The organism is Paraburkholderia sp. PAMB 6770 (assembly GCF_057748135.1).
In genome coordinates this window covers 1,531,713-1,548,376 of sequence record NZ_CM173238.1, presented here as the reverse complement: position 1 = coordinate 1,548,376, position 16,664 = coordinate 1,531,713, and the positions used below count along the sequence as shown (strand labels likewise).

Annotated in this window: 10 protein-coding genes and 5 pseudogenes; 3 read left to right on the top strand and 12 right to left on the bottom strand. The window is 59.2% G+C overall.

Features of this window, described 5'->3' with window-relative positions:
- Positions 1-677: 677 nt before the first annotated feature.
- From AC3AP7_RS07110 to AC3AP7_RS07100, 3 genes and pseudogenes are all read right to left on the bottom strand, one after another.
- A pseudogene (locus AC3AP7_RS07110) lies at positions 678-1,022 on the bottom strand (integrase); the annotation flags it as partial.
- A gap of 10 nt (positions 1,023-1,032) precedes the next feature.
- Positions 1,033-1,850, bottom strand: a protein-coding gene (locus tag AC3AP7_RS07105; protein ID WP_475764379.1) for an IS5 family transposase whose coding sequence is annotated in 2 segments (ribosomal slippage) — positions 1,033-1,502 and positions 1,502-1,850 — 819 coding nt in all. Because the reading frame shifts where the segments join, the coding sequence is not laid out codon by codon here.
- 297 nt (positions 1,851-2,147) lie between these two features.
- Positions 2,148-2,411, bottom strand: a pseudogene (locus tag AC3AP7_RS07100) (transposase); the annotation flags it as partial.
- 53 nt (positions 2,412-2,464) lie between these two features.
- Here AC3AP7_RS07100 and AC3AP7_RS07095 point away from each other — a divergent pair.
- Positions 2,465-3,645, top strand: a protein-coding gene (locus AC3AP7_RS07095) for an IS3 family transposase (protein ID WP_475764380.1) whose coding sequence is annotated in 2 segments (ribosomal slippage) — positions 2,465-2,717 and positions 2,717-3,645 — 1,182 coding nt in all. Because the reading frame shifts where the segments join, the coding sequence is not laid out codon by codon here.
- Positions 3,646-3,684: 39 nt separating this feature from the next.
- Here the strand turns inward: AC3AP7_RS07095 and AC3AP7_RS07090 are convergent.
- From AC3AP7_RS07090 to AC3AP7_RS07075, 4 genes and pseudogenes are all read right to left on the bottom strand, one after another.
- Positions 3,685-4,464, bottom strand: a pseudogene (locus AC3AP7_RS07090) (IS110 family RNA-guided transposase); the annotation flags it as partial.
- Positions 4,465-4,715: 251 nt separating this feature from the next.
- Positions 4,716-4,874: pseudogene (locus AC3AP7_RS07085) on the bottom strand (ATP-binding protein); the annotation flags it as partial.
- 681 nt (positions 4,875-5,555) lie between these two features.
- Entirely contained in the window at positions 5,556-6,764 is a 1,209-nt protein-coding gene (locus tag AC3AP7_RS07080) for an IS91 family transposase (RefSeq protein WP_475764381.1), read from the bottom strand.
- 8 nt (positions 6,765-6,772) lie between these two features.
- On the bottom strand, positions 6,773-7,651 hold the full coding sequence (locus AC3AP7_RS07075; protein WP_475764382.1) for a tyrosine-type recombinase/integrase: 879 nt from the start codon (positions 7,649-7,651) through the stop codon (positions 6,773-6,775).
- Between the two features lie 794 nt (positions 7,652-8,445).
- Here AC3AP7_RS07075 and AC3AP7_RS07070 point away from each other — a divergent pair.
- A pseudogene (locus AC3AP7_RS07070) lies at positions 8,446-9,753 on the top strand (IS5 family transposase).
- Positions 9,754-9,900: 147 nt separating this feature from the next.
- On the opposite strand, the gene fdhA reads toward AC3AP7_RS07070, so the two are convergent.
- The 5 genes from fdhA to AC3AP7_RS07045 all read right to left on the bottom strand — a co-directional run bounded on the left by fdhA (position 9,901) and on the right by AC3AP7_RS07045 (position 15,141).
- Entirely contained in the window at positions 9,901-11,103 is a 1,203-nt protein-coding gene (fdhA, locus tag AC3AP7_RS07065) for a formaldehyde dehydrogenase, glutathione-independent (RefSeq protein ID WP_475764383.1), read from the bottom strand.
- A 65-nt stretch (positions 11,104-11,168) separates the two neighbouring features.
- Positions 11,169-12,431, bottom strand: a complete 1,263-nt coding sequence (locus tag AC3AP7_RS07060; RefSeq protein ID WP_475764384.1) for a LysR family transcriptional regulator — start codon at positions 12,429-12,431, stop codon at positions 11,169-11,171.
- A gap of 11 nt (positions 12,432-12,442) precedes the next feature.
- Positions 12,443-12,817 (bottom strand): 2Fe-2S iron-sulfur cluster-binding protein, encoded by a 375-nt coding sequence (locus tag AC3AP7_RS07055; protein ID WP_475764385.1) that lies wholly within the window; start codon positions 12,815-12,817, stop codon positions 12,443-12,445.
- Positions 12,818-12,964: 147 nt separating this feature from the next.
- Entirely contained in the window at positions 12,965-14,140 is a 1,176-nt protein-coding gene (locus AC3AP7_RS07050; RefSeq protein WP_475764386.1) for a Rieske 2Fe-2S domain-containing protein, read from the bottom strand.
- A 23-nt stretch (positions 14,141-14,163) separates the two neighbouring features.
- On the bottom strand, positions 14,164-15,141 hold the full coding sequence (locus AC3AP7_RS07045; protein ID WP_475764387.1) for a PDR/VanB family oxidoreductase: 978 nt from the start codon (positions 15,139-15,141) through the stop codon (positions 14,164-14,166).
- 397 nt (positions 15,142-15,538) lie between these two features.
- Here AC3AP7_RS07045 and AC3AP7_RS07040 point away from each other — a divergent pair, with 397 nt between their 5' ends.
- A complete protein-coding gene (locus AC3AP7_RS07040; RefSeq protein WP_475764388.1) occupies positions 15,539-16,420 on the top strand; it encodes a LysR family transcriptional regulator in 882 nt (293 codons plus the stop codon).
- Positions 16,421-16,664 lie beyond the last annotated feature (244 nt).

Below are 16,664 nucleotides of genomic sequence, written 5' to 3'. Positions count from 1 at the left end.
TACACGCCTAGCCGGGAACTGCTCATGGTGTATCGCTCTCGTCTGCGCGTTCGATGCTCGCCCCATAGCGCACCGCTTGAATCGCACCCTTCACATGCTTTCACTCGTTCCGAGCGTTGCATTGGCTCCCAGCACACTCTCTCGTTTTGTATTTTCATGCGCCTCGCGAAGCGCATCGATCAGCACATTTACCCAGCAAACCATTCGCATTTTGGTGAGCGCCCAATGCACGGCAGCGCGCAGACTTCACACATTGGGTTCGCCACTGGTTCGCAGTTTAAGACGCACTGGTTGCGCATCCCTTAACACATCGTTTTACGCAATGCGTTGACACAGACACAACCCAACGTCGCATCGTCATCGCAACGACAACGCACGCCATTCTCCACGGCACGATCGGCCGTTTACGCTAACGCAGAAACTTCTGCGCACGGCGTTTACTCTGGACCACAAAAAATGCACAGAAAACAAGGGATGGCAGGATTGGCTATCGCCGGTTTTGGACGCCGAGAGTGTTGGGAGCAGTAGCGATCGAAACAAGCAGCGTAAGCTGTTCGCCACCGCGGTCACATGATCATTCGAGTGACTGCTACTCCGATTGCCGGTCGTCCATTGCTTAAGGACCGACTGGAAGAAACCTGTCGAATGGCCCAGTCTTCCGCGTGTTCGAACAAGAACTAGGCAGTGAATGCTTCTGGTACAGCCGACGCGGTTTGCGCAGACTCTGTCTGCTCGTTGCTGCAATACCTTCGCCACTGCTCCATCATCAGGCGCCGACGCTCAAGCTGGTCGCGACGCCGGTAGGCCGCCACCGTCTGCGAACAGATGACGTGAGCCAGAGCCACTTCCGCCAACGAATCCGGATACTCCGTGCATTCGGCCACCCAGTCGCGGAACGTCGACCGGAAATCATGCACGGTGATCCCGGGCCGCGACATGCGTTTCAGGAGACTCAGCATCGCCATATTCGACAATGGACGCCCTTCTCTGCAGCCCGGGAAGAGATAACCGTATTTCGCCTTAGAGACGGTTTCATAAAGACCGCTGCACGCGCTGAAGAGTATTCCAGCAGATCAAGCAACAGCCGAGTTTGAGGAACGCTTCGTGAATGTCAGCGCGACGTTCGAAGCGAATATGTAGACGACGGAAATGATGCAACCAGGCATGTGTACGCTCGACAACCCGACGGACTTTACCAAGGCCACTGCCGTGCGGGTGGCCACGGCGGGCGATGCTCGTGGGGATACTGCGCTTGTGCAGCACGCGTCGGTATTTGTCGTGGTCGTAACCGCGGTCAGCGTAGACGCGGCCAGGACGGCTCAAAGGCCGTCCACGCCTGCCGCCGATCGGCACGATGGCCTCAATCAGCGGAACCAGTTGGGTGACGTCGTTACGATTGGCCCCAGTCAGGATTGCCGCGATGGGCGTTCCGTTGGCGTCGGTGGCGAGGTGATGCTTGGATCCGGGTCGCGCTCGATCGGTGGGGTTCGGACCAGTTTTTCGCCCGCCCCAACCGCGCGAATCGAGGACGAGTCCACGACGACGCGCGAGAAGTCGATCTTGTCCGCCGCTCGCAACCTCGCCAGAAGCACTGCGTGCAAGCGATCCCATACGCCGGCTTGCTGCCAATCGCGCAACCTTCGCCAGCAACTGACACCGGAGCCGCATCCCATCTCCGCAGGCAAATCTCGCCAGCGGATACCGGTCTTCAGCACGAACAAGATGCCGGTCAGCGCAGCCCGATCCGGAACCGGCTTGCGGCCCGGATACTTGAAGCGGTGTGGCTTCGCTGGTGGAAGCAGTGGCTCGATCAGTGCCCACAGTTCGTCATCGATGATTGGTTTGCCCATCTCCTCGATCCTGTTGTCACGACGATCGAGGTTAATCTATGGTCACCCCCGTTTTTGCAATGTTGAATCTTATGGCGTGTTGGGCTTGCGTAAATCTATCCGGCGTCAGGGCTTGATGAGCCGTTGCGCCTCGATGAGAATCGCGCCTGGTGGTCCTGATAACAGGGGCAGCTTCACAAGCTGGTTAACCTCTCAGGGTTTCCGTCAGGCCGGTTTGCCGTTCACGTCATCAGTATTCAGCATTCGCAAAACCAGATGGTTTGACTTCGGTAAAGCGATAACGCATGGCCTTGCTCGTCAAGTGGCACTCCGCTTGCATGGGTCGAATACTGCGTCGCGACTCGCAATGGCCCAGGCTATTCGCGCGAACTTGTTAGCGAGGGCGCATGCCACCACATTTGAGTGTCGTCTTGCGAGCATTGAACGCACCCAGTCGGCCATCTTGCCCGGGTGCCTGTTCAGATGCAGCATGAAGGAACGTGCACATTGGACGAGCAACCGGCGGATGTTCTTGTCTCCCCGCTTGGAAATTCCCAACAGGTTCTGAGCTTCCCCTGAATTTTCGCCTTCCAGCAGGTCGTGTATAAACTCGACCCAAAGGAAGGAAAGAAGAAATGTTCAAGGTACCGCACCAGGTGTACACGGCAGAGTTCAAGGAAGCTGCCGTGCAACGAGTCAAGGACGGGCAAGGCGTGAGCGCCGTGGCCCGCGAATTGGGTATGTCGACGCAGACGCTGCGCAACTGGCTCAAGGCGTCCGAAGCCGGCAAGCTGAACGGCGCCGGGGCGAAGGTCGTCACGGCAGAACAGATGGAGCTCTCGCGCCTTCGAGCGGAGAACAAGCGCTTGCAGATGGAGCTGGAAATCGCAAAAAAAGCGGCGGCGTTCTTCGCGAAGGACCTCCTGTGAAGTACGCCTGGATTGACACGCAGTGCCGGCACTATCCGCTGTCGGCGTTGTGCGAGGTCCTTGATGTCAGCGTGAACGGCTATCGCGCCTGGAAGCGCGGCGGCACGCCCGAGCGTCAGCGGCTGACCGATGCGCAGTTGCTCACGTTGATTCGGACGATTCACGCTCAGTACAAGGGCGCCTACGGCTCGCCGCGCATGACTGAGGAGGTTCGCGCTCGCGGCTTTCCAGCCAGCAAAGCACGGGTGGAGCGGCTGATGAGCAACAACGGTATTCGAGCCCGCCACAAGCGCCGTTATCGGGTGACAACCGATTCTCGACACAAACTGCCGGTCGCGCCGAACGTGTTGAACCGCAACTTCACGCCGGCCGAGCCCAATCAGGTGTTCACGTCGGACATCACGTACATCTGGACGGACGAAGGCTGGCTGTATTTGGCCGTCACGCTGGACCTGTTCAACCGGGAAGTCGTGGGCTGGTCCGTCAAGCCGCGCATGACGGCGGACCTTGTGACCGATGCACTGACGATGGCATGGTTCCGCCGCCGGCCCGCGCCCGGCGTGCTGCATCACTCGGACAGAGGCAGTCAATACGCGAGTCAAGAATTCCAGCGCAAGCTGAACTCGTACGGCATGCGCTGCTCGATGAGCCGCAAAGGCAGTTGCTGGGATAACGCGCCGACAGAAAGCTTCTTCAACAGCCTGAAGAACGAGCGGGTACACGGCACGAGGTATCGCACGCATCGCGAAGCCGTGGCGGACTTGTTCGAATACATTGAAGTGTTTTATAACCGCAGTCGTCGTCATTCATCACTCGGCTTCGTGTCGCCAACCCAGTTCATGCAAAACTGGCTTGCGGCTCAGCGAACAAAGGAAACGGCTGCATAACCCGGGGCCTCTGGAAGGCGAAAAACCGAGGGAACCTCAGTTCGACCGGCCTCCCGTGCTGTACTGACGTGGTACCAATCCAACAGCGGCGGCAAAGTCGCGGCCGCATCGGTACTGCTTTCCATCGCCGAGTTCGGAGGTAAGTAAACTTGCGGTAATCGCTCCAACACCGGGAATGGTAAGTAATCGCTGAGCTCTAGTGTCATCTGCAAGCTGCCGATTGAGCTCCTTCTCGATCTCGCCAATTTGCTCCGAAAGATATTTGAAATGTGCATGCAGCCGCTCAAGAATCGCGACAAGACGTGGCGGCAGTGAATGTTCGGCCAGCAAGGTAGGCAGGCGCCTGACCACGGCATTGCCGACAGGTAGCGTGACGCCGAATTCAAGCAGGAATCCATGCATCTGATTGGTGGTGCGCACCTTGTCCCGCACGAGCGAATCGCGTACCCGGTGCAGAGCCGACAATGTCTGCTGTGATACCGTCTTCGGCGTAACGAAGCGCATCGACGGTCGCGAAGCTGCTTCGCAAATTGCCTCCGCGTCGACGAAGTCGTTCTTGTTACTCTTCACGAATGGCCGTACGAACTGAGGTGAGATCAGCTTTACGTCGTGGCCAAGTTCGGCAAGCTTGCGTGCCATACAGTGTGCGCCTGCGCACGCCTCCATGACTACCGTGCATGGATGGAACGCTGCAAAGAATTCGATCAGTTGCTTGCGCGACACCTTTCTGCGAAATACAGCAGCGCCAGCCTTGTCTTGACCGTGAAGGTGAAAAGCGTGCTTGCCGAGATCAATTCCGACCAGTGTGACGTTTTGCATGGCAGATCTCCCGAGGAATCCGGGCAGCGTACACCTGCTGCGAGGAGGGGGTGACCATCCCATTACAGGTTGCGCTATGGGTTAACAGCCCCCACGAAGCTTTTTTGAAACCGTTTCTTAGGCAATGTGCGTATTCCGCGCAAATCGAGCAGCCGTTCCACGGCAAGGCAAGCGGGCATTCGACGCAAAGTCGAGCAGCGATTCCACAGCAAAGCGAGCGCTGCGGACGCGACGACGCGGGGTGAGCTCTTTTACTCCTCCTCGCCGTCGGTGGTCAAACCATTTCGGCGCTTGCGCATAGACTCGCCCGAGAGCGTCAAGCGATGCGCGTTGTGAACGAGCCGGTCGAGAATGGCGTCAGCAAGCGTCGGATCGCCAATCGCGGCATGCCAACTGTCGACTGGAATCTGTAATGCGCTGAATAATCTTATGCGGAGTCCGACGGTACGAACCCCGCTGCCATCAGCGTCCAGCGCTTTTCCGTCTATGCGTAATATGTGCGGTGTTCAGCGACGCAATTAGCTTGTCTGTCGCCTTGAAGCGCCCGGAGCGTAGCTTCGGCGCCACGACAGATTCGAGCGCTTCCAGTTTCACGGAATGCTCGATCCGTGTGTACATTTCAGTCGTCTGCATGCTCGCATGACCGAGCCATAGAGAGACCTTTCGCAAGTCTTTTGTCGCCTGCAGGACGGTAAGCGCAGAGGTATGCCTCTTATATCGTTGGGTATATAAAGCAGAGATTTTTTTGGTTGGCGATCGCGGCTACTTACGCGCGAACAGGCCGGCCGGGGCCGCTCCGCGATCGGTAATCAAAAAAATGTTTGTGCTAAACCGCTCCGCAGGCATTTGCTTCTATGGGCATTGAATGAACGGCGCGGTAATTCGCACGACCGGGCGCCTGGCCATTGCACGCCGGAACGAGGCGCTCTGATAGAGCAAGCCGCGCGACGACAGCGGGAATTCGAGGGTCAACGGGCAGGTAGTGCAGAGCTTCACGGCATTGTGATGGTGCGACGACGCCACGGCACGAGTCGGTTCGCGTTGGCCGCATGGGGGAAGACCAACGTGCGCGGGGGTGGTGCTGATGGCGCTCAGTGCCCATTGCTCGGGTCAGGCGGAGCCCGCGGCAGGATGCCAGGCACACCGCCTTCGATACGGACCATGTGGCCCTTGCCGCACACGGGGCAATCGCGCAGTGACCTGCCGGTGAGCCGCTGGTAACGGTCACGGTAGTCTTCGCCGATGGTGGGTGACGCAGCGGCGGGCGGCTCGACGCCGAGCAGCCGCCGGCAGATGGCGAGGCGGGCTGTCCGATGGCGGTTGGCGAGCCACCCGTAGCTGCGGATGCGCTTGAAGCCGGCGGGCAGCACGTGCAGCAGGAAGCGGCGGATGAACTCGTCGGCCGTGAGCGTCATGGTCGTGTGGCGGACCTGGTGACGGTAGTCCTTCCACTGGAACAGGACCGAATCGCCATCAAAGCGCAGCAACCGGTTATTCGAGATGGCGACGCGATGCGTGTAGCGGCCCAGGTAATCGAGCACCTGTGCGGCGCCGCCAAACGGTGGTTTCGCGTAGACGACCCACTGCGCGTGAGCAGCGGGCGCGAGCCAGGTGGCGAACGCTCGCGGATCACGCAACGGCTCGAGCTGGCCATGGAAGCGCAGCGCGCCGGCATCGAACGCGCGGTGCAACTGGTCGAGAAAGAGCCGCCGGAAGAGCCGCGAGAGTACCCGAACGGGCAGGAAGAAGCCTGGCCGGCAGGCGATCCAGCGTTCGCCGTCCGGGGCGATGCCGCCGCCCGGTACCACGCAATGCACGTGCGGATGGTGTAGCAGATTCTGCCCCCACGTGTGCAGGACCGTGATGAAGCCGATTTCCGCGCCCAGGTGTTTCGGATCGGCGGCGATCGTGCGCAGCGTCTCGGCGCTGGTGCGAAAAAGCAGATCGTAGAGGATCTTCTTGTTCTGGTATGCGAGCGCAGCGATGGGCTCGGGGAGTGTGAAGACGACGTGGAAGTACTCGAGCCCGGGGAGCAGTTCTGCCCGCCGGCGTTCGAGCCATTGCGCGCGGGCAAGCGACTGGCACTTCGGACAGCAGCGATGGCGACACGAGTCGTAGGCAATGCGCTGATGGCCGCAGGCATCGCACTGCTCGACATGTCCGCCGAGCGCGGCGGTGCGGCACAGCTCGATCGCGCTCATCGCGCGGCGCTGGGCACGACTGAGGGCGTCGGCATGGGTCTGCCGGTAGTGAGGGCCGCAGCGGCGGAAGATGTCCGCCACCTCGAGCGCCTGTCGCATCGCCGGCTTCAGAAGTACTCGGGCGCAGGCGGCTGGGGTGGAACGGGTGCGGGATGCGGCAGCAGGTCGAAGGGACTGGTGGTGGCGCACACGGTGCTCGTCGCCAGCTTGAGGTACCGTGCCGTAGTCGCCATGCTGCGATGTCCCATGAGCAGCTGGATCCTGCGTACATCAGCACCGGTTTCCAGGAGATGAGTGGCGAACGCGTGCCTCAAAGAATGTGGCGTAACGGGTTTCGTGATGCCGCTGCGCTCACGTGCAAGCTGGCATGCGTCGCCCACGGCATGGCGGCTGATGGGCCGCCCCGGAATGTTCCCCGGAAAGAGCCATTCCCTCGGGTGGGCGTCCTGCCAGTACAGTCGCAGGACCTCGAGCAGACGCGGCGAGAGCATTACGTAGCGATCCTTTCGGCCTTTCCCCTGGCAGACACGGATCATCATCCGCTGGCTGTCGATATCGGTGACCTTCAGATGCACGACTTCGGAGACACGCAGGCCGGCCGCATAGGCCGTCATCAGGATGGCGCGCTGTTTCAGGCTGGGAATCGACTCGAAGAAACGCGTGATTTCCTCGAAGCTCAGGATGACGGGCAGCTTCACGGGCCGTTTGGGCAACGGGAAATCCTCGTCACTCCAGTCACGCCTGAGCGTGATGCGGTACAGGAAGCGCAGCGAGCCTACGGCCAGTTGGACACTGGCTGGCGCGAGCTTGCGTTCGTTGGTCAGGTGGATAATCCAGGCACGGATCTCTTCGGGACCGAGCACCTCGGGTGAGCGCCGGAAGTGTCGGGCGAAACTGGAAACCTGCAGCAGATATGTCTTCTGCGTGTTGACAGCAAGGTTGCGGATCTGCATGTCGTGCAGCATGCGTTGGCGGAGCAGTGTCATGGCGAACCTCCAGGAGACAGGGGATGGCATGCCCGGTCGGGCACCCCCATGCTGCTCCTGGCCGCCTGCTTGTCCATTCCTCGTGGCCCGGCATCCGATAACCGTCCTGACCGAACGCCAGGCGCTGACCTCCGCTTCCCTCACACTACCGCGTCAGCGGTTTAGTACAAGAGGCACTATATGCCCTTCTGGATTATATCTGGTGACACCGTTGAGCTTCCGCGACCTTCCGAAGATTGCGGGTTGCGGCGCCGATGTGCACAGTCAATCACACGACATAGTTTCCTCTGTCCGACAAGGCCCAAGAGCTGGTTTGCCGGCTGGTAGCGTCCTGGTTAGCTGTGTGGGGGATGCCTTCGCAAGAGCCTGAACATTCATCTCAAGTGTCGCTTCAAGGGCGCTTGCGGTCTTTCAGACGGCCGTGATAGCGAGATATAGTTAGGATGTCATACTGACATATTGACTCCTTCGCTGACTCAGGCGGCTGGTGCAATGAGTCAAGATTATGTCTATGCATTCTCACGCATTCCATCTAAAAACTAGGCTATTTGTCGAATTTCAAGAAATAATCCTTAAGGGTAGATAATGGCGCAGCACATGCGGTGATACTCGTTTTTGCGAGATGGATGGGCAAGTCTTTGACGCGACTTTGGTATGCTTTCGTAGTACATAGTCGACCCTGAACAACTCGGAACTCCTTGTGCGGCAGAGCATTGAGGCCGAAATGGTCTTGTGAGATTTGCAGGAACCTGGCACATTAACGCGAGAATCCTGCATTTTTCGACGAGGTGCGGATGGGTCCGAAGACGCCTGTGACGGAGGGAGATTTCTTCCGCCAACCGTTGCGCGAACAGATCAACCTGAAGCATCCTTTGATACGTTTGCCCGACCTGATCAACTGGGAACGATTGGGCGCATCAATGACCGGGAGCTTCGTGTCGGGCAAAGGCCGACCGGCGAGTTCGCCGCCTGATCGCGGGACTGCTCTACCTGCACCACGCTTTTGATCTCTCCGACGAAGAGGTCGTCTGGCAATGGGTTGAGAACCCCTACTGGCAGGTCTTTACGGGCGAGACGTATCTGCAGACCGAGCCGCCAATCGATCCGTCGAGCCTGACGCGCTGGCGCAAACGAATGGGCGAAGCTGGTGTTGAATAATTGCTCGCCGAGACGATCGAAGCAGCAAAGCGCGCTGGCGTCATCAAGGCCTCGAGCGTCAAGCGCGTGATTGTCGATACGACCGTTATGGAGAAGGCGATTGCACACCCAACCGATTCGCGATTGCTCGAACGGTGCCGCGAACATCTGGTGAAGGCTGCGGCGCGGCACGGTCTGAAACTGAGGCAAAACTACAACCGCGAGGCGCCTCGGCTGGGGCTGCCGATTGGCCGCTACGCTCACGCGAAGCAGTAAAGGCATTGCGCACGCTGCGTTCGCGCGTTGGACGGGTGATGCGTGATGTGGAGCGGCAACTCTTCCACGTACCAGACTCGGGCCGTGTGGCGTTGCAGGAGTTAATTGGTCGCACGAAGCGCGTTCTGGCGCAGAAGCCGAAGGACAAAAATAAGCTCTATGCGCTGCATGCATCGGAAGTTGAGTGTCTGGCCAAGGGAAAGGCCCGCACCCCCTACGAATTCGGCGTAAAAGTGTCGATCACGACGACCCACAAGGAAGGCCTGGTCGTTGGCATGCGCTCGATGCCAGGGAATCCGTATGACGGGCACACGCTGGCTGAAGCGCTGGAGCAGGCAGCAATCCTGTGCGACGACACGCCAGAAGTCGCCATCGTTGATCGCGGCTACAAGGGTGTCGCCGTCGATGGCGTGAAGATCTATCACCCGGGGTTGCGGCGTGGCATCACACGCGGACTACGAGCGATGATCAGACGGCGCAGCGCAATCGAGCCAGCCATCGGTCACATGAAAACAGACGGAAAACTTGATCGCAACTGGCTCAAAGGCGCGCTCGGCGATGCGATGCACGCGGTGCTGTGCGGCGCCGGTCACAACCTCCGCATGATCCTGAGGACGCTGCAGCTTCTTTGTGTCTTCGTTCTCGCGGCCCTGTTCAACTGCCGCACTGCCGCCGACGTGCCGGCGTAGCGCTGGTCGCACGAGAACCGAATTGTTCAGGGCCGACCAGATAGGCCGATGCGGTCGAGTATCCAATGGCGTGACCGCTTAAGCAGTATGGGCGCGGTAGTGCCCGCGCCCATACATAGACATAGTCTTATCACACCCACTCGAGAGCTACGCCGCGTCCCGCAAAGTCCCGTGAGGGTCAATGACGAACTTCTTGGGAACCCCTGAGTCGAATTGCGCATATCCGCCCGGCGCTTCATCGAGTGTGATGACCTGAACGTTGACGGCGCGGGCAATATCGATCCGATCCCAGAGGATTGCCCGCATGAGGTCTCGGTTGTACTTCATGACCGGGGTTTGTCCCGTGAAGAAGCTGTGCGACTTCGCCCAGCCAAGCCCAAGCCGTACCGACAGGCTGCCTTTCTTTGCTGCTGCATCGACCGCACCCGGGTCGTCCGTAACATAGAGGCCCGGAATGCCGATTCCGCCGGCAACGCGCGTCACTTCCATCAATGAATTAAGGACGGTAGCCGGCGCCTCGTGCTGCGATCCGTCATGTCCATGACCTCGCGCCTCAAAGCCAACGCAGTCAATCGCACAGTCAACCTCCGGGTCTCCGAGAATCGCTGCAACCTGTTCCGTTAGCGGGACGTCCGTTGAGAGGTCTACGGTTTCGAAACCCACCTCCCGCGCATGCTGTAGCCGTGCGAGATTCACATCGCCCACAATAGTGACGGCCGCGCCGAGCAGCCGCGCGGAAGCCGCGGCAGCCATCCCGACTGGACCCGCACCTGCCACGTAGACGGTCGAGCCCGGTCGCACGCCGGCAGTGACTGCTCCGTGGTACCCGGTAGGCAGGATATCCGAGAGACAAGTGAGGTCGCGAATCTTCTCCATTGCACGATCCCTGTCCGGAAACTTGAGCAGATTGAAATCCGCGAAGGGCACGAAAACGTACTCGGCTTGTCCACCAATCCAGCCGCCCATGTCCACATAGCCATACGCGCCACCAGGACGAGCCGGATTGACGTTCAGGCAGACGCCCGTGTTTTGGGTCTTGCACATCGGGCATCGGCCGCAGGCAACGTTGAATGGAACGGAGACCAAGTCGCCTTTTTGCAGGGTCAGCACATCAGAGCCAACCTCAATGACTTCGCCCGTGATTTCGTGCCCCAGTACAAGTCCTTGCGGCGCGGTCGTGCGGCCACGGACCATGTGCTGGTCTGAACCACAGATGTTTGTTGAAACGACCTTCAGAATTACACCGTGATTTGCACGGCGCCCTGCAGGATCGACCATCTCTGGAAACGGAATCTCGCCGACTTCGACCTTTCCAGGTCCAATGTACACAACGCCTCGGTTTTGACTCATGTCACTCCTCCTGTTGAGAACACGCTGAATCGTTCGATGATGAAAACTGTCCGGTGCTCTTCCAGTCAGCGGAAGATGACGCCGGACGTCTCGATGTTCGCTATATCTGTATTGCTGGTTTTCGGCGCCGTTTTCTCCACAGATGCGTTTGCTGTGATGATTTCCACCAAGCGCCTGGCGGCAGGAGACTCCAATACCCCTGCGCGACGCGTGATACCGATCGACCGAGCTGTACCTGCGAGGCTGACTGGGAGGGATACGACTTCACCTGAGCAGATTTCGGCCGCCATCTGACTCACCGATACGGCCGCGAGCAGGTCAGTTCGCGCCAGTAAACGACGAACGATCGCCGCGTCGCCTGTCTCAACGACCACTTTCGGCTCCGCATGGTTGACAAACGCGAACGCACTGGAAAGAAGCTCTCTCGCGGGCGTGTCGCGTCGCGGAGAAATCCATTGGTATCCGGCGAGATCAGTCAGGATCAACGTACGATGTCGCGTGAGTGGATGACTGCGCCGCACGACGATTGCCAAAGGCTCCCGAAGGAGTTCGCTGGTTTCAAAATCCGCGAGATACTCCGCATCCCGTAGAGCCCCGACTATGAAGTCAAGGTCGCCTGCGCGCAGTGCTGCGCAGAGGTCCTCGAACGGACTCTCCACCGTGCTGACCAGCACGCCGGGGTGTGCCGTCACAAGCTCGGCGATGGCCTCGGGCAAGATTGAAGCGCGAGCCAGCGGCAAAGCGCCTACAACAACTTCGCCCGTTATTACGCCGGCTCGTGACGTCACATCGCTGCGCAACCTGGCTACCTGGTTGAGCGCGCGGCGTGTGGACTGGCCCAACGGCGCAGCGTCTTCAGTTGGCGACAACCCTCTGGCCGACCGGATAAAGAGCCTTTCCGAGATACACGACTCCAGGCATGAAATTGCCGCGCTGACTACCGGTTGACTAACGCCCACCTGTCTGGCAACCGTCGGCATTTGACGACATCGGAGAAGTCGTGAAAACATTTCAAGCCGTCTTCCGCATAGGACGGCCGCCGGCACGTACCTGTATATCGTCTCAGGTTGTGCGTTTGACACCCTCTCCTTGTTCCAGGCGGAGAGTTCTTGCATGATCGCCCGTGCTCTGGGCCAAATCGCATCAGCTGCCGAGGTTGGTACGACCCCGGCAGGACGTCGCTCGAACAATTGCGTATTCAACGTCTGCTCGAATTCCTGGATTGAGCGAGTGACTGCGGACTGTGCTCTAAACAGGATGCGCGATGCACCGGAGATGCTTCCAGTGTCAGCAACTGCGAGGAAAGTACGAAGATGCCCGAGGTTCATAAACGGCCACGCTAGATATCTATCACGATACGATCAACACCCCGGGAGCAGCATGGCGTGAACTGTGCGTTTTCAGCACGCTCCGCCTCGCTCAAAAATGCGCCCTGATGGATGGGCGTTCCATCCAGAACACGCGTAACACAGGCTCCGCAACTACCGTCGGTGCACGCCGTAGGAATGAGGACGCCAATCTTCGTCAGCGCTTCAATGGCCGTCTGGCCGTACGGAACTTCGGTGACCTCGCCCGTACTAGCCAGCTCAATCTCGAATGGCAGGTCGGTGCCGCCATTCATTTGATGGCGCGAAATCCTGCGTCCAGCGACGAACGACCGGTATTCGATTGTTCTTTTTCCTTTCGGCGCGAGGTGTCGGCTTTGTATAGTCATGCACATGCCTCCCACTGCATTGCTCCGGCAGGACATCCTGTTTGTCGGTTCGCGCCTTGATGGCTCGCAGTTCGAGCGATGTTGCTGATCAGGGCGCCACTGGGCGAGTGCTCTTCTGAACTCACGCAACGCCCCACCTGCAGTGCCCTAGTACGCTATTATTTCGGCATTCGTGCCAGCGCACTGCGAAGACGTCGCGCACTGGCTTTTGCCAAGCTTCCCAGCTTCCCGCCCGGCAAGCTGATAAATAATCTGACGCATAAGAAGACCCGGTTTGTCGGGCGCGAAATTCAGGTCAAACTGCGGCTCCGTGTCGTTCGACACCGTCTCCAGAATCCACTCCAGTGCGTCGACGTCTTCTTTATAAGCCTTCATGGAGGCGGCGTAGAGGTATTCATCGATTGCCTTGTCTTCGAGGGCAAAGTTGCGGCTGCAGAACCACCAGTAGTGGATAGAGCCGTTAGTCTCGGGGGTGAAGACGTGCGAAATATTGAATCGGTAGGTTCGAGGCTGACCGCTCGGGTCGTTGTTGTCGATAATGCGGGCGTATGCTGTGTGAAGCGCCGGCGAAACAAACCGAGCTTCGGAGAAGCGGTCAACCGGTTGCCCCGTCAGGCCGGTGGGAACAGCATAGACGCCCGGCGGAGGCGAGTTGCGCAGTTCACGATCAATCACCACCACATCGCCCTCCACACGTACCTTCAGGCGGGAGCGCGCGTATTCTGGGGTTCCGATTGCGCCTGGATGAAGGAATGGGAAATGCGTCTGATCGAGAAGGTTCTCGTGCATCGACACGTAGTCCGACTTCATATGGAATGTGTCGCCCACGCTCTTCCATCCCGGGTCCGACAACCAACTGGTGTTCGGAACAAGACTCTCGTCGGCTGCATCCGGGTCGCCCATCCAGATCCAGATGAGAGGGTCGTGTTCGACGACAGGGAAGCTGCGCACGTTCGCATTCGTCGGAGTGATCGGCATCGCGGGCATGTTCACACAGCGGCCCGACGGATCGAATTGCATCCCGTGGTAGCCACATACCAGAACGTCCCCGATCAGCTTGCCCTTTGCCAGCGGGAAGGAGCGGTGCGGACAACGGTTGCGGACGGCGACGACCTCCCGTGCCATTGTGCGGTAGAGCGCAACGTCCACGCCGAGCAGTCGCCGGCTGATAATGTCGCGAGAGACATCAGCGCTTCGGGCTGCGACGTACCAGCAATTTCGAACGAGTGGTGTCGCGTGGTCAGCGAAGCCTCCGGGCGTAAAACCAGGCGCATCGAAATCGTGTTCCGGCTCTTGATGCGCTACAGCGGGATTGATGTTCATAACTCTCTCCAGAATTTGTCGACTTAGGCATCCAGCACGATTTCGCGGCCCTTTGTCCGCGAAACGCAAATACACATCGTGTCGCCGGACGCCTTTTCCTCTTCGGTCAGATAGTGGTCGTTATGTTGGAGTGGGCCGTCACTCGATACGACGGTGAGAGGGCACAAACCGCATTCGCCACGGCGGCAGTCCCAGAGCACGGGAACACCTGCCGCATTCAGAGCGTCCAGGATGCTTGCGTCTTCACTGACGCGCACTGTCCGGCCGCTGCGTATGAGTCGAACGTCGAATGCATGCGCATCGGCGATGCGGCCCGCACCGAACGCTTCACTGCGGACGCGGTCGGCGCCCCAGCCCAGTTCCCTACCTGTCGCGTGGGTCGCGGCGATCATCCCTTCCGGGCCACATACATATACAGTTGTGCCTTCCTGCTGATCGCGCAAAAGACCCACCATATCGAGTGTGCCCGCCTCATCGCTGTAGTGAAAGGCAACAGATTCCGCCGCGACACGGCTGAGTTCCTCGTGGTATGCCATCGATTCGCGATTTCGACCCGCGTAGACCACCTTGAAGGGGCGGCGCCGACGCGCAAGGCTGCGCGCCATTGAAAAAATCGGTGTGATCCCGATCCCGCCGGCGATAAGCAAAACCGGACCGTGCCGGCGGTCGAGCGGGAAATTGTTCATGGGCGGAGCGATTTCCACGCGTGTGCCCGGTCGGAAAGTCGCATGAATGTGCGCCGCCCCCCGGGCATCGCTTTCCCGCTGCACAGCAATGCGATAAGTCGTCCGGGGGTCGGACTCGGCGGCGTCTCCGCCAATAAGCGAATAGTGTCGAACAATGAGGCCGCGCTCAGGCGACACCGTGTGGATTGCCACGTGCGCGCCAGGCGCGTACTCGGGAAGCGGACGACCGTCGACCGAGGTCAGAAGATATTCCCGTACTCGGTCCGTAAGTTGTCGAACTCGAGTGACTTCAATCTTGAAATTGCTCTGAGCCATTTCCAACCTCTATTGCTACTTCGACAATTGATGCGACCGCGCCGTGACTGCAGCGAATCGCAAGGATTCGCCGATGGCGTGGCTGGGGAAGTGAAGCGTCCGCCAGAATCCGGCTAGCACTAATTTGCTGTCCGGACCTTTTGACGGATAGCGGGCTGCATCCAAGGTGCACGGGGTATCTGGAATAGGCTGCGGGCAATCCGCCGGCGGCGCACGCCGAAGTCTTGATTTCATGGCTGTCTCCAGAATAGTTTTTTGCATCGTGGGGGCGCTCAACGATGGTTTTCGTTCTCGCATGTGTGTATTCTATTGATGCCAAAGCAGGTCGATTAAAGTTAATTCAACGTTTCTGAGACCGCTTTTTTGCATCAATCAGACGAGTAGGTAACTACCCCATATGGATGTCATCACCCACGTACGGACATTTGTCGCGGTCGTCAGATTTGGCACTTTTGCAGACGCCGCCCGCACACTGGAAGTCGTACCCTCAGTTGTGGCGCGGCGCATCGCAGCACTCGAGCAGGCGCTTAACACCCGGTTGTTTGAACGAAGCACACGCAGCGTTTCCTTGACTGAAGCCGGCGAGAAGTTTTACGCCCGAGCCGGAGACCTTGTTTCTGAATTCGACGAGTTGCTGACCTCAGTCGAGCGGGATGTCGGCAAGCTCGAAGGGCACTTGCGCGTCATGGCGCCGACGACCCTCGCTACTCAGGAACTTGCACCGGTGCTGTGCGCGTTTCTAGCTCGACATCCCCGAATAACGATGCAGCTCGCGCTCGTCGACCGTTCTGCGAACCCGGCTGAATCCGGTTTCGACATTGCAATTAGCGGACGTCTGGCAAGCTACGACGGCGTTGTCGACATCCCGCTGCAACCGGTTAATTCCGTACTGTGCGCCTCCCCCGAGTACATCAATACCAGTAAGCTTCCCTCTCACCCTCGTGACCTTGTCACTCATTCGTGCCTCGTCTTCGCTCCAATTGGAGTCACCTGGCACTTCCAGTCGAGCCGCGGGGTGGTGTCGGTCGACGTTTCGCCGCGACTGCAAGCTGATGATAATCTCACGCTGCTGCAGGCCGCGAAGGCCGGCCTAGGAATTGCCTTGTTGCCGAGATACATTTCAGCGCCGGCGTTCCAGTCAGGTTCGCTTGTTCGCGTGCTACCAGACTTCGAGCCGCAGGAAAGCTGGTTCAAGGCATACGTACCGCGCCGACGTATGAACGTAGCCAGAGTGAGCGCCCTGTTGGACTGGCTCGCGAAAGAATGGAAACGGCCCTAAGGTCGTAGGCCTCGAAACAGATGACAGGCCTTCCGTAGTCGTCACCCGACCGGCTCAGGCCTGTAGCGCTCGTGCCTCTGTATGGACAGGACGGGCTCTGCGGATGTGAAACGAAAGAGCGGTCCGAGCTGGAAAGATGAGGCGGCGAAAGTCCCTGCGGATCGGGAACCTGCCGGACGACGGGATTTGCCATGAGCGCGCGAAGTAAACGACAACTTCGACAGCGCTCATGGGGAGCAGTCCC